This window comes from Polymorphobacter sp. PAMC 29334, from assembly GCF_019431245.1.
Lineage (GTDB): Bacteria > Pseudomonadota > Alphaproteobacteria > Sphingomonadales > Sphingomonadaceae > Polymorphobacter_B > Polymorphobacter_B megasporae.
Genome location: NZ_CP080243.1, coordinates 3,324,969 through 3,337,550 on the forward strand (window position 1 = coordinate 3,324,969; position 12,582 = coordinate 3,337,550).

12 protein-coding genes are annotated in these 12,582 nt (G+C 65.0%); 7 read left to right on the plus strand and 5 right to left on the minus strand.

Going from position 1 to position 12,582, the window contains the following annotated elements:
* Positions 1-20: 20 nt before the first annotated feature.
* Genes KZX46_RS19420 through KZX46_RS19435 form a run of 4 tightly spaced genes read left to right on the plus strand, consistent with a single transcriptional unit; the run spans position 21 to position 3,673 of the window.
* Positions 21-1,148 (plus strand): ABC transporter permease, encoded by a 1,128-nt coding sequence (locus KZX46_RS19420; protein ID WP_219775328.1) that lies wholly within the window; start codon positions 21-23, stop codon positions 1,146-1,148.
* Positions 1,148-2,086, plus strand: a complete 939-nt coding sequence (locus KZX46_RS19425) for an ABC transporter ATP-binding protein (RefSeq protein ID WP_219775329.1) — start codon at positions 1,148-1,150, stop codon at positions 2,084-2,086. Before KZX46_RS19420 ends, KZX46_RS19425 begins: the two co-directional genes overlap by 1 nt.
* Position 2,087: 1 nt before the next feature.
* On the plus strand, positions 2,088-3,062 hold the full coding sequence (locus KZX46_RS19430) for an MlaD family protein (RefSeq protein ID WP_219775330.1): 975 nt from the start codon (positions 2,088-2,090) through the stop codon (positions 3,060-3,062).
* A gap of 2 nt (positions 3,063-3,064) precedes the next feature.
* Positions 3,065-3,673 (plus strand): ABC-type transport auxiliary lipoprotein family protein, encoded by a 609-nt coding sequence (locus KZX46_RS19435; RefSeq protein ID WP_219775331.1) that lies wholly within the window; start codon positions 3,065-3,067, stop codon positions 3,671-3,673.
* 130 nt (positions 3,674-3,803) lie between these two features.
* Here KZX46_RS19435 and pepN read toward each other — a convergent pair whose 3' ends face one another.
* The gene (gene pepN / locus KZX46_RS19440; protein ID WP_219775332.1) at positions 3,804-6,368 is read right to left on the minus strand and encodes an aminopeptidase N; all 2,565 of its coding nucleotides are present in this window, start codon (positions 6,366-6,368) and stop codon (positions 3,804-3,806) included.
* Between the two features lie 87 nt (positions 6,369-6,455).
* Between pepN and KZX46_RS19445 the strand changes: the two genes are divergently transcribed.
* Complete coding sequence (locus KZX46_RS19445) at positions 6,456-7,241, plus strand: SDR family NAD(P)-dependent oxidoreductase (protein WP_219777107.1); 786 nt, start codon at positions 6,456-6,458, stop codon at positions 7,239-7,241.
* On the opposite strand, the gene KZX46_RS19450 is transcribed toward KZX46_RS19445, so the two are convergent.
* The 3 genes from KZX46_RS19450 to maiA all read right to left on the minus strand — a co-directional run bounded on the left by KZX46_RS19450 (position 7,238) and on the right by maiA (position 9,976).
* Complete coding sequence (locus tag KZX46_RS19450; protein ID WP_219775333.1) at positions 7,238-8,173, minus strand: DMT family transporter; 936 nt, start codon at positions 8,171-8,173, stop codon at positions 7,238-7,240. The two genes, KZX46_RS19445 and KZX46_RS19450, sit on opposite strands and share 4 nt — an antisense overlap.
* A gap of 4 nt (positions 8,174-8,177) precedes the next feature.
* Positions 8,178-9,194, minus strand: coding sequence for a low specificity L-threonine aldolase (locus KZX46_RS19455; protein ID WP_219775334.1), 1,017 nt, complete (start codon positions 9,192-9,194; stop codon positions 8,178-8,180).
* A gap of 137 nt (positions 9,195-9,331) precedes the next feature.
* Positions 9,332-9,976, minus strand: a complete 645-nt coding sequence (gene maiA, locus KZX46_RS19460; RefSeq protein WP_216708585.1) for a maleylacetoacetate isomerase — start codon at positions 9,974-9,976, stop codon at positions 9,332-9,334.
* Between the two features lie 336 nt (positions 9,977-10,312).
* On the opposite strand from maiA, the gene KZX46_RS19465 reads away from it, so the two are divergent.
* Both KZX46_RS19465 and KZX46_RS19470 read left to right on the plus strand, forming a co-directional pair.
* Complete coding sequence (locus tag KZX46_RS19465) at positions 10,313-10,591, plus strand: hypothetical protein (RefSeq protein ID WP_219775335.1); 279 nt, start codon at positions 10,313-10,315, stop codon at positions 10,589-10,591.
* Complete coding sequence (locus KZX46_RS19470; RefSeq protein ID WP_226896068.1) at positions 10,588-11,007, plus strand: PEPxxWA-CTERM sorting domain-containing protein; 420 nt, start codon at positions 10,588-10,590, stop codon at positions 11,005-11,007. Before KZX46_RS19465 ends, KZX46_RS19470 begins: the two co-directional genes overlap by 4 nt.
* 130 nt (positions 11,008-11,137) lie before the next feature.
* On the opposite strand, the gene der is transcribed toward KZX46_RS19470, so the two are convergent.
* Complete coding sequence (gene der / locus KZX46_RS19475) at positions 11,138-12,556, minus strand: ribosome biogenesis GTPase Der (RefSeq protein ID WP_219777108.1); 1,419 nt, start codon at positions 12,554-12,556, stop codon at positions 11,138-11,140.
* Between the last annotated feature and the right edge of the window lie 26 nt (positions 12,557-12,582).

Below are 12,582 nucleotides of genomic sequence, written 5' to 3' on the forward strand. Positions count from 1 at the left end.
TCCCCCAACACTCGGATGCGATGACCGACGCCACCATGACGCTCGACGACGCCGGAGAGGGAGCACGCACGCTCCACCTCAGCGGTACCTTGACGGTCGCGTCGATCGGTAGCGTTGCGCCCGAAATGGCGGCGATCCAACCCGACCGCGATTTGAAGATCGACCTTGGCGGCGTCGACCGGATCGACACCACCGGCGCGTGGATCGTCCACAAATTGCTTCGTGACTGGGAGAAAGCCGGGAAATCGGCGACGCTCGATCACGCCTCCGACGATGCCAAGCGGTTGATCGACCAGGTCGCCGCGAACGATAAGCCCGCGACGCGCCGCCCGCCCCACGGCAACCGCGCAATCGAGCGGCTCGAGATGATCGGCGGGTCGGTCGTCCATGCCGCGCACACGCTCGGCGAATTCCTCGCCTTTCTCGGCCAGACTCTCGTCGCACTGTTTCAGACGATCTTCGAGCGCCGCCCGCTGCGGTGGAACGCGGTGATCCACCAGATGGAGGTCGTCGGCGCCAACGCGCTCGGCATCGTCGGGCTGCTGTCGTTCCTCGTCGGTATCGTCCTTGCGCAGCAGGGCGCGGTCCAGCTCCAGCAGTTCGGTGCCGAGATCTTCGTCGTCAATCTGATCGGGCGCTCGGTCATCCGCGAACTCGGCATCCTGCTCACCGCGATCATGGTCGCCGGACGCTCGGGCTCGGCCTTTGCCGCGCAGATCGGCTCGATGAAGCTGAACGAGGAGGTCGACGCGATGAGCTCGATTGGCATGTCGCCGACTGAGGTGCTCGTCCTGCCGCGCGTCATCGCGATGGTCATCATGCTGACCTTGCTCTCATTCTTCGGTGCAATCATGGCGATCATCGGCGGCGGCCTGTTCTGCTGGGTTTCGCTCAACATCTCGCCGGCGAGCTTCGTCCAGCGCATCCAGGAAGTGACGCCGCTGTCCGACCTCGTCATCGGCATGATCAAGGCGCCGATCTTCGGCTTCATCATCGCCGTCACCGGGTGCTTCCAGGGCATGCAGGTCACCGGCAACGCCGAGTCGGTCGGCGCACGAACGACGCAATCGGTGGTCCAGTCGATTTTCCTCGTCATCGTCCTCGACGCTTTCTTCGCCGTTTTCTTCACCGCGCTGGGGTACGTTTGATGGCCGCCGCAGCGCCCGCACCCGCCAAGCCAGCCCCCGGCAAGGACAAGGACGACGACGTCGTCATCCGCGTGTCGCACCTGCAGAACAGCTTCGGCGATCAGGTCGTCCACAAGGACGTCAACCTCGAGGTCCGCCGCGGCGAGATCCTCGGCGTCGTCGGCGGCTCCGGAACCGGCAAGTCGGTGCTGATGCGCTCGATCATCGGCCTCCAGCAGTCCGACGCGGGCGAGATTACCGTCCTTGGCGAGGAGGTCGCCACCCTCGATCCCGAAGCCGCCAAGGACTTGCGCCGCCGATGGGGCGTGCTGTTCCAGGGCGGCGCATTATTCTCGTCGCTCACCGTCGCCGAGAATATCGAGGCGCCGATGCGCGAGTTCTTCAAGCTCGACCAGGGCCTGATGGACGAAATCGCCAGCTATAAGATCGCGATGGTCGGCCTGCCCGAACTCGCCGGGCCGAAATTTCCGTCGGAACTGTCAGGCGGCATGCGCAAGCGTGCCGGGCTCGCCCGCGCCCTCGCGCTCGATCCCGATCTCCTGTTCCTCGATGAACCGACCGCCGGGCTCGACCCGATCGGAGCGGCGGCGTTCGACGAGTTGATCAAGGGCATGCGTGACACGCTCGGGCTGACGGTGTTTCTCATCACCCACGACCTCGATACGCTGTACGCAATCTGCGACCGCGTCGCGGTGCTCGGCGACGGTGTCATGCTCAAGGTCGGAACGATTCCGGAACTATTGGAGTTTGACCATCCGTGGGTCCGTGAATATTTCTCGGGTCCGCGCGGACGAGCGGCAGCAGCAACCGACGCTGGTCCGCACAAGGCGACCGAGGCCGACCGCGACGCGGCGCGCGCGCTCGAGGCCGGTGAGGGAAAGCTGGGGGCGGAAGCCGCCGACACGACACGCACCGGGGCGACAGAGGACGAGGACTGACGTGGAAACCCGGAGCAACTATGCCCTTGTCGGCGGCGTCGTCATCGCGCTGACGGTCGCGCTATTCGTTTTCGTCCTGTACCTCGCGAAATTCTCGGGGACCGACAAACGCCAGTTCGACATCTTTTTCCGCCAGTCGATCAGCGGCATCGCGATCGGCTCGCCGGTCCAGTTCAAGGGCGTTCCGGTCGGCCAGATCAAGGAAATCGCCCTGCTGCCGAAGACCCCCGACGCGGTCCGCGTGCGGATCGAGGTCGGCACCGACGTGCCGATCCTTCAGGGGACGACCGCCGCGATCGAAGGCGTCGGCTTCACCGGCGTCAGCCAGATCCAGTTGACCGGCGCGATGGCCGGCGCACCACCGATAACCGAGATCGGGCCGTTCGGCCGACCGGTGATCCCGCCACGCGCCGGACCGCTGGGCCAGTTGCTCGCCAGCGCGCCAGAACTGCTCAACAATGTCTCGGCACTGACCGCGTCGCTCAACGAATTGCTCAACCCGGCGAACCGCAAGTCGCTCGGCAATATCCTCGCGAACACCGACCGGTTGACCGGCAGCCTCGCCGATCGCGGGCCTGAGATCGCCGCGACGATCGTCGAGACACGCGCGACGCTCAAGCAGGCGACCGATGCGGCGGCGGCACTGACCAGGCTGACCGGTCATGCCGACACCATCCTAACGACCGACGCCGGGCCGCTGGTGCACGACCTGCGCGAGACCGCGGGTCATGCCAATGCCACGCTGCAGAAGCTCGATGGCCTCGTTGCCAGTGCCCAGCCTGGGGTCGACACGTTGACGAACCAGACGTTGCCCGAGACCGCGCAGCTGATCCGCGAGGCCCGTGACGCCACCGCGCAGCTCGGCGCGATCGCGGCCAAGCTCGACGAGGACCCCGCGGGTGCCTTGCTTGGCGGGCGGAAGCTCCCCGAATATGCCGCGCCGGGCTATGTGCCGCCGAAGAAGGGCAAGAAGTGATGATGCGCCAGATTTCATTCGCCGCCGCCGTCGTCGCGCTGGGCAGCCTCGCCGCCTGTGGTCCGCTCGTTCAGATCGGCGGCAACGCCAAGGCGCCGGTCGCGCTGATGTCGCTCCGCGCGACCGCCACGCCGGTCGCCGGCGCGACGACGAGCGATCGCGCGACGACGCTGCTGGTGCAGACGCCGACGGTACCAGGCACGCTGCAGACGCTCCGCGTGCCGGTGGCGACGTCCGACACCGAGGTTGCATATCTCACTGGCGCGACATGGGCAGAGCAGCCCAATCGCGAGTTCCAGCACGTGCTTGCCGATACGATCGCATCGCGCGGCGTCGCGGTGATCGACCCTCATCAGGCCACACTCGCGCCGGGGCGGACGCTATCGGGGACACTGTTCGAGTTCGGCCTTGACGTCCGCAACCCCAGTACCCCCGTCGTCCGCGTCCGCTATGACGCGACACTGAGTGCGTCAGCCAAGACGCCGTTTGCGCTCAGGCGGTTCGATGCGGTCCAGCCGGTCGCGACGCAGAACCCCGCCGACGTCGCGATCGCGCTTAACACCGCCGCGAATGCGGTCGCCGGGCAGGTCGCCGACTGGGTCGCGCGTTAGCCGCTAGGCACGTCCAACCGGTCTTACCCGCGCGGCAAGTGCTCGCGCGAGTGCATCGCAAGTGCTCAGACGTTCATCCTTGTGCGGGCCGTGTGCGCACGAGAACCACCGACCTAGGTGGGGTATAAATTTAACCCGCGAGGCTCTTGCTGACCATCTCGAAGACGTCCTTCGAAAGATCGGGCGTCGCCATGATCCGCTCGAGTTCAGCCCGCATCAGCGCCGAACGAACCGGATCGAAGCGCTTCCATCGGCCCAGCGGGACACTCAATCGCGCCGCCGCGCCCGGATTGGTCTTGCCGACCGCGAGGATCTCGTCACCGAGGAAACGATAGCCAGCGCCTTCGACCGCATGGAAGCGGACCTGATTGACCCCGAAGGCACCGATCAACGACCGTAAGCGGTTGGGATTGTTCGCATTGAAGTCGGGATGGGCGCGCAGCTCGATCACGCGGTCGAGCGTATCGGGACGGCTCGACATTGCCTGCACCGAAAACCACTTATCGATCACCAGCGGATCGCTCCGGTAGCGCTCGTAGAAAGCCGCGAGTGCCTTGTCACGCTCGGGCGCCGACGAATTAGCCAAAAAGGCCAATGCCGCCATCCGGTCGGTCATGTTGTCGGCATCGTTGAACTGTGCCCAGCACGCCGCTACCGCCTCCGCCGCATCCCCGACCATCAAGTAACCAAGCGCGGCATTCTTCAGCGCGCGCCGCCCCTTCGCCTCGGGGGTCAATTCATAGCGATTGGCCCCGTTCGAGCGATAGATCGACCATAGTTTATCGTTGAGCGTCAATGAGATCGCCGACCGCGCAGCCTTTCGCCGCCGATGAATCGCATCGACTTCGACGATCGCCGCATGGTCGCCGATCACACTTTCGGTCGGCAACAATATCGCCTCGGCGGTGAACTCCGGATCAAGCCCGGCGTCGAGTGTCGCCGCAACCGTCGCCACCAGGTCGTCCGCCGGGCCATCCCCTGAAAGAACATCGAGCGCGAGCCGCTGCGTCGCCTCCCACCGCGCAAACGGATCGTCGTCATGTGCCGCGAGGAAGGCGAGATCACTTCGCGACTGCATCGTATCGACGATCACCGGGGCCGAGAAGCCACGGTTGAGCGACATCACCGGCGCTTCGCTAACGCCTTCGAATCGCACGCTTGCTTCGCCGTCGACGGTGACAACGCGCTCGTCGCCAAGCCGCTCGCCACTGCCGCGGCCGAAGAGCGCAACGCGGAACGGCATCGCCATCGGTACCTTGACCGGCTGCCCCGGGGTCGCCGGCACCGCCTGCGTCAAGCGCAGCGTCGCCGCCTTCGCATCCGCGTCATAAGCCAGTTCGGCACTGATACGCGGCGTACCCGCTTGGTTATACCATTCCTTGAACGACCCAAGGTCACGCCCCGACGCCTCAGCCATCGCCGACAGCCAGTCATCAGTCGTCACCGCCTGCCCGTCGAAGCGGTCGAAGTAGAGGTCGGTCCCGGCGCGAAAAGCCTTGTCCCCCAACATGGTAGCGAGCATCCGAATCACTTCGGCACCCTTGTTGTAGACTGTCGACGTGTAGAAATTGCCGATTTCGATATACGCATTTGGCCGGATCGGGTGCGCCATCGGACCCGCATCCTCGGGGAACTGCGCGCCGCGGAGCATCCGCACATCGTCAATGCGGTTAACTGCGCGCGAACCCTGGTCACCGGAGAACTGCTGATCGCGGAACACCGTCAGCCCCTCCTTCAGCGACAATTGGAACCAGTCGCGGCAGGTGATGCGGTTTCCGGTCCAATTGTGGAAATACTCATGCGCGACGACCGCCGCGACGGCGTCGAAATCGTCGTCGGTCGCAGTCTCCTGATCGGCGAGAATATACTTCGAATTGAAGATGTTAAGCCCCTTATTCTCCATCGCCCCAGCGTTGAAATCGGACACCGCGACGATGTTGAATTCATCAAGATCATATTCGCGCCCGTAGTTGACTTCGTCCCAACGGAACGAAGCCTTGAGAGCGGCCATCGCATGCGTACAGCGCGGCAGGTCGGCGGCGTCGGTCCAAATTGCCAGCGCGACATCACGGCCCGATGCGGTGACAAAGCGATCGCGCAGCGCACCTAAATCGCCTGCGACGATCGCGAAGAGATACGCCGGCTTGGGCCACGGATCGTTCCACTCGGCGAAATGCCGCCCGTCCGGCAATGCACCTGTCGGGCCGCGATCACCGTTCGACAACAGAATCGGATAGAGCGCGGCATCCGCCTCGAGCCGGACACTATATTTCGACAGCACGTCGGGGCGGTCGGGGAAAAAGGTAATCCGGCGAAAGCCCTCGGCCTCGCACTGGGTGCAGAGCTTGCCGCCGCTGGCGTAAAGCCCCATCAGCACAGTGTTTTTTGCCGGCTCGATCTCGACGACGGTGTCGACAACCGCGCTGTCGCCATCGATCGTCAGCACAAGGTTGCCGTCTGCGACGACTGCGTCCCGCGCAACCCCGTCGACCGTGAGCGATATGAGCGCCAGGTCTTCGCCATCGAGCACCAGCGGTCGCGCATGCGCCCCGTTCCGGCCGACCGTCAGCCGCGCATGCACGCGTGTCCGGACCGCATCCAACTCAAAGCGCAGTGCGATGCTCGGAACAAGCCAATCCGGTACTTTATAGTCGGCAAGCCTGATCGTCGGCGGAGCAATCGGGGCATCAAGCATATAATTTCCTCAGGGCGTCCTATCGAGGTAAGCCTCGACAGCCGATTTGTTAAGCGTGGCATCGCGCCATAAGCTTCAGCGATGCACATGCTCATCCTCGGACTTGGCTACACGACGACGCGATTGGCCCGGCGCCTCGTCGACAATGGCTGGCAAGTCACCGCGACACGGCGGCAGGGCGACGGCGACGCGATTGCCTTCGACAGCGACGACGTCGCCGCCGCTATCGACACCGCAACGCATATCCTCTCGTCCGTCCCACCGGTCGATGATCACGACCCCGTCCTGACCCGCTACGGCGCACGCCTTGCGGCTGCCCCCGCACACTGGGTCGGGTACCTGTCGTCAACCGGTGTCTATGGGGATGCTGGTGGGGCGTGGGTCGACGAAGCCAGCCCGGTCGGTTTCGGCCGGAGGAGTGCGCGCATGGCCGCCGATCTCGCGTGGCAACAGCTCCGCGACGACGTTCGAGTCTTTCGCCTGCCCGGAATCTATGGGCCCAGACGGTCGGTGATCGATCGGGTGCGCGCCGGCGCAGCGCAGCGGATCGATGCGCCGTTGCACCGCTTCAGCCGTGTCCACGTGGATGACATCGTACGAAGCGTTGAGGCGTCATTCGATCGCGGCGCTCCTGGTGTATTCAACATCGCTGACGAGGAGCCGGCCACAAGCGCTGCCGTCATCGAATATGCCTGCAATCTGCTCGGAATGACCTATCCCCCGCTCGAATCGCTGGACGAGGCGCGGATGTCACCGATGGCACGCGGATTTTACGCCGAATCGCGTCAGGTCGCGGCGGGCAAGATGACCCGCGAGCTTGGGATCAGGCTGACATACCCAGATTTTCGCAGCGGATTGCGCGCTTGCCTTTAGCGGGTCGCGGCTGGGACCGGTATTTTGTTCCGCCGACTGCCCAACGCCACGACCAAGCCAGTCAACGCCAACGCGGCCCCGGCGGCGCTTATAAAGCTCCAGCGATAGCCCTCGAAGACGGTCGAAAGCGTCATTGCCACGATCGGCACGATGACGCTGCTGTACGCGGCGGGGCCGGGACCGATGCGGCGGATCAGGCGATAATAGACCGTAAAGGCCACCACTGACGCCGCAAAAGCGAGGTAAATCAGGCCGATGGCATATTCGGCTCGAAAATCGAGGACCGGCGGTCCAGACGTTGCCGCGGCAAAGGCGATGTCGCCCAGCGCACCGTAGAACATCATCCACGTCAGCGTCGGGAACGGCGCGAGCGATCTGGCGAAGCCGCCCGCCTGCATGACGTTCGCAGTCGAGGCGCAGAGCACCGCGCCGCCTGCCAGGAGTAGTCCGTCGAGCGTCGTGCTCCACTCAGCCGGGTCGTGCCGATCGTCGGCGACAACAAGCCCAAGGCCGATGATGCCGATGGCGGACCCAATCAAAAACCTCAACGATATCGGCGTCTTGAGGACGATGCGCGACAGCAGCGCATTGGGCACGACGAGCAGCGCAAAGACCAGGGCGATCAACCCCGATGTCACATGGCGTTCGGAGGCGTAGACGAGGTTGAAGTTCAGCGCGAACTGCGCGGTCCCGGCGATCGCGGCGAAGGCGTGGCCGCCGCGGGTCATCCGCACCCAGCGCCCGGTAGCAATGGTGAACACCGCCATCAGCGTACAAGCGAGGGTGAAGCGGTAGGCGACCGACCATGGTGCCGGGACGACGCCGAGTTGCCCCTTGATGACCAGCCAGGTCGAGCCCCAGATCAGCGAGACGAGGGCGAACTCGAACGCCGAAATTCTCGCCGAGATTGCGGAAAGGTACCGAGCGATCAACGGGTTAAGCGCGCCGGGCCACCGCCGCCGCGAGGGCCTCGACGTTGCCGTCGGGCGTGTCCCAGGCGACGACGAAGCGGGCGATGTGGTCGGCGGGATCGCCCCAGTCGTAGAAGGTAAAGCCGGCGTTGCGCAGACTGTCCGCGCCGCCGGGGCCGAGATCGGCAAAAACTTCGTTCGCCTCGGCCGGATAGGCGATCCGGTCGCCAAGGGCAGCGGCGAGGCGGGCGGCGCCGGCGTTGGCGCGCGCGGCGTTTCGCAGCCACGCATTCGTCTCAACATAAGCAAGGAGTTGCGCGGCATTGAAGCGGCCCTTGCTCGGCATCTGGCCGGCGCGTTTGCGGCGAAAGCGGATCGCCTCGACCAGCGCCGGATCGAAGATGACCATCGCCTCGGCGGTCATGCCGCCGTTCTTGATCACGCCGAGGCTGAGGATGTCGACGCCGGCATTGCTGGTGATGTCGGCGGGACGGCAGCCCAATGAAACCAGTGCGTTGGCAAAGCGCGCGCCGTCCATGTGGACTTTCCAGCCGCGCGATTTGGCGTAGTCCGAGAGCGCAGCGACCTCGTCGGGGGTGTAGATCGTGCCGCATTCGGTGGCTTGGGTGATGGATAGCGCACCGATCTGGACTTGATGGACCCCTCCGCGGTGCGCAGCGAGGCTCGCGGCGACCGATTCCGGGCTGAGTTTTCCATCAAGTCCCTGACAAGTCAGGAGTTTTGCGCCGCCGGTGAAGAATTCGGGCGCGCCGCATTCGTCGACGTGGATGTGCGCCTCCGCATGGCAGGCAACCGCGCCGTACGGCGGCACCATCGCGGCAAGGGAAAGAGCGTTCGCGGCGGTTCCGGTCGACACCGGCAATACGGTGCAAGCCGTTGCAAAGACTTCTGAATATACCGCGTCGAGGCGTTCGGTCCACGGGTCGGCGTCATACGCCCCGGTGGTCGAGACATTGGCCTCGACGACGGCGGCGAGGACTTCGGGGCACACCGAGGCGGCGTTGTCGGACTGGAAATTCATCGTTTGGGGCTAGGCGGCGACGCGGCACGGGTCAACCGCACACAGCCCGCACATCGACCGCACGCCGTCGCGACACCGTGCTCCCGCCGACGCGCATCGCGAACTGCACCGGCGTGCGCTGCCCGCGTTTGCAGCGACTATTTCACCGCGTCGGGCTGACGTTCGGGACGTGCCGCCGCAACGGCGGGCAGCCCGTTGAGCCGGACATCGATCGCCGACAGCTTTGGGAAGCGCGCAATATCGGCCTGAAGCCGCCGCGCGTTCCACATCTGCGGGACGAGGCAGATGTCGGCGAGCGTCACGGTATCGCCGAACAGATATTCGCCGGTCGCGACCTCGGCGATCTCCTCGAGCGCCTCGAAGCCAACCTCGATCCAGTGCCGGTACCACGTGTCGACCGCCTCCTGCGGCTGGGCGAGCGGGCCGCGCAGGTAATTGAGAACGCGCAGGTTGTTGACCGGATGAATGTCGCAAGCGATCTGCTGCGCGACGCCACGGACGCGGGCGCGGCCGATCGGGTCGCCCGGCAACAGCGGCGGCTCGGGATAGACCTCATCGAGATATTCGATGATCGCGAGGCTCTGGTTGAGCCCGGTGTCGCCGTCGATCAGATACGGCACGAAGCCCTGCGGATTGAGCAGCTTGAACCCGATCCCCGACTGCGCCCCCTTCGCCAGGTTGATCGCGACCTGATCGTACGCGAGCCCCTTGATCGCGAGCGCGATCCGGACGCGGTACGACGCCGACGAGCGCCAATAGCCGTAAAGGGTGCGGGTGGTCATGTTGGAGGGCTCGCTTCGGGTAGCTGGTGCTCACCGGCGACGGTGACGCAGCGGCGTATCGCGTTTGCGCGTCGAGGACAACGCGACGGCCCGCCCGGAAGGGCGGACGGCGTTATCTCTTTCGTGCTGCAGCGGCGGTCGCGCACCAGCGGGCAAATGGGCGCGTTCAAGCGTTTTAGCGATGTTTGCACAGCGTCGGGATTCTTTACATATCGGGTGATCAGACGCCGAGGCCGCCCGGTAAGGTGTTGAGAATTATTGTAAACAGCAACCGGCACAGTCGTTGCATATCCGAAACGTCGGTCATGATTTCCTCGACCGCCGGGGACAATATTTATGCGAAATATTATAATTGCGGCGATTACGCTCGCTGGTTTGATTGTCGCCGCTCCAGCGGCGGCGGTGATCGAAGTCGCGACCTATATCGGGACTGCATCCACCGGGTCCGATGTGAAGGGACTTTTTGGATCGGCAGCCGGCAATCTCGCCGGGGTTTCGTACGTCGCGACGTTTACGTATGACACCTCGCTGGGCGTTCATCTCGGATCGACCTACGATGAGCAGTACGTGGCTCGAACTACGCCGTGGCTTCGCCAGTCTTGTCGGCTTCGTTGAAGATCAACGGCGTCTCGGTCGCTTTCGCTTCAGACACGACCGGAATTGCCCGAACCGGAGGTGGCCTGACCGCTTATAACGCTTCGCACCAGGCCCACGGTCTGGCGATCGTCAATACACTTGCAATCGGAGCCTATTTCGATGCTCCATCGTCCCTCGCGACGACTTACTTGGCGAAGTCGTCCAGCAGCACGTTTGGTTCATTCGTTGTCACCACAATCGGCTCCGAGATCGGCGGCGCGAGTGTCTACGCCTCCGGTACATTCGGCGGGGCCAGCACGATCAGCGTCACCGACGTCGTCGTTCCCCCCGTTGTCGCAGCCGTTCCCGAACCCACTGCATGGATGATGATGATTACGGGGTTCGGCCTGATCGGAATGGCAGCACGCCGCGGTGCCGCTAGAGCAACTGCCTGAGAACTCCTGTCGCCGGGCTGACCAACTGTCAGGCGACACTGACGCTTGCTCCCGTGCGCCGATTGCGACGACGACCGGCAATCTATCCGCTCGAGGGTCGTCGCAACATATCAATACGCTTGCCTGCCGCTTAGCGCGTCTTCGCTCCCGCCACCGGCCGCGAGGCATCGAAAGGGTTCTTGCCGCCGCGGAAATTGAGGCGGATCGGGACGCCGTCGAAGCCAAGCTCCTCGCGGAGTGAATTGACCAGATAGCGGTGATAGCTCGCGGGCAGGTCTTCGGTCCGGTTGCCGAAGATGACGAAGGTCGGCGGGCGCGACGCGACCTGCGTTGCGTAGCGCAGCTTGATCCGCTTGCCCCCGGCGGCGGGCGGCGGGTTGCGTTCGAGCGCCGATTCGAACCAGCGGTTGAGCGCGCTCGTCGAGACGCGGCGACTCCACCCCTCGCGGGCGTCGAACGCCGCCTTCATCAGCAGGTCGAGGTTGCGCCCGGTCAGCCCGGCGATCGCGACGAGCGGCACGTTCCTGATCTGCGACAACCCGTCGTCGAGCGCCTTGCGGACCCCCTGGAACAGCGACGACAGGTCGTGCGCCGCGTCCCATTTGTTGAGTGCGATGACGAGCGCGCGGCCTTCGCTGAGAACCATGTCGGCGATCCGCAGGTCCTGCGCCTCGAGCCCGAGCGTCGCATCGAGCAGCAGGACGACGACCTCGGCGAAGTCGACCGCGAATTTGGTATCGACCGCCGACATCCGTTCGAGCTTGTCGGTGACCTTCGACCGGCGGCGCAGCCCGGCGGTGTCGACCAGCCGGACCGGGCACAGGATGCCGTTGCGCTCCCATTCCCAGTCGATCGCGATCGAGTCGCGGGTGATCCCCGCCTCGGGGCCGACGACGAGGCGGTCCTCGCCGAGCAGCCGGTTGATCAGCGTCGACTTGCCCGCATTCGGACGCCCGACGATCGCCAGCTTGAGCGGCTCGCTCGCCAGCCGCGCCTCGGTCTCCTCCTCGGTCTCCTCGGCGATGATTTCCTCGCCCTTGGCGATCAGCGGGTCGAGGTGCGGGATCAGCGCCTCGTAGAGGTCGGCCATGCCTTCGCCGTGTTCGGCCGAAATCTGGACCGGCTCGCCGAAGCCGAGCTCATAGCTCTCGGCAACCCCGACCTCGCCGGCGCGCCCTTCGGCCTTGTTGGCGACGAGGATTAGCGGCACGTCGTGGGCGCGGAGCCATTGCGCGAAATGCCGGTCGAGCGGGGTGATCCCGGCGCGCGCGTCGAACACCATCAGCGCGACGTCGCCGTCGACCAGCGCGGCGTCGGTCTGCGCGCGCATCCGCCCGGCGAGGCTGAGCGCGTCGGCTTCCTCGAGGCCCGCGGTGTCGACGATGCGGAACTTGAGGTCGTACAGCATCGCGTCGCCCTCGCGCCGGTCGCGGGTCACGCCGGGCGTGTCGTCGACCAAAGCGAGCTTGCGGCCGACGAGGCGATTGAACAGGGTCGACTTGCCGACGTTGGGGCGGCCGATGATGACGACGGTGGGGTGGCGGGCAATCATTGGGGGGCTGTAGCACCGCCCCC

What these genes read in the sequence shown, in the direction of transcription:
- KZX46_RS19420 (WP_219775328.1), top strand. Translation starts at nt 21, where the DNA reads ATGACCGACGCCACCATGACGCTCGACGACGCCGGAGAGGGAGCACGC.
- KZX46_RS19425 (WP_219775329.1), top strand. Translation starts at nt 1,148, where the DNA reads ATGGCCGCCGCAGCGCCCGCACCCGCCAAGCCAGCCCCCGGCAAGGAC.
- KZX46_RS19435 (WP_219775331.1), top strand. Translation starts at nt 3,065, where the DNA reads ATGCGCCAGATTTCATTCGCCGCCGCCGTCGTCGCGCTGGGCAGCCTC.
- pepN (WP_219775332.1), bottom strand. Translation starts at nt 6,368, where the DNA reads ATGCTTGATGCCCCGATTGCTCCGCCGACGATCAGGCTTGCCGACTAT.
- KZX46_RS19445 (WP_219777107.1), top strand. Translation starts at nt 6,456, where the DNA reads ATGCTCATCCTCGGACTTGGCTACACGACGACGCGATTGGCCCGGCGC.
- KZX46_RS19455 (WP_219775334.1), bottom strand. Translation starts at nt 9,194, where the DNA reads ATGAATTTCCAGTCCGACAACGCCGCCTCGGTGTGCCCCGAAGTCCTC.
- maiA (WP_216708585.1), bottom strand. Translation starts at nt 9,976, where the DNA reads ATGACCACCCGCACCCTTTACGGCTATTGGCGCTCGTCGGCGTCGTAC.
- KZX46_RS19465 (WP_219775335.1), top strand. Translation starts at nt 10,313, where the DNA reads ATGCGAAATATTATAATTGCGGCGATTACGCTCGCTGGTTTGATTGTC.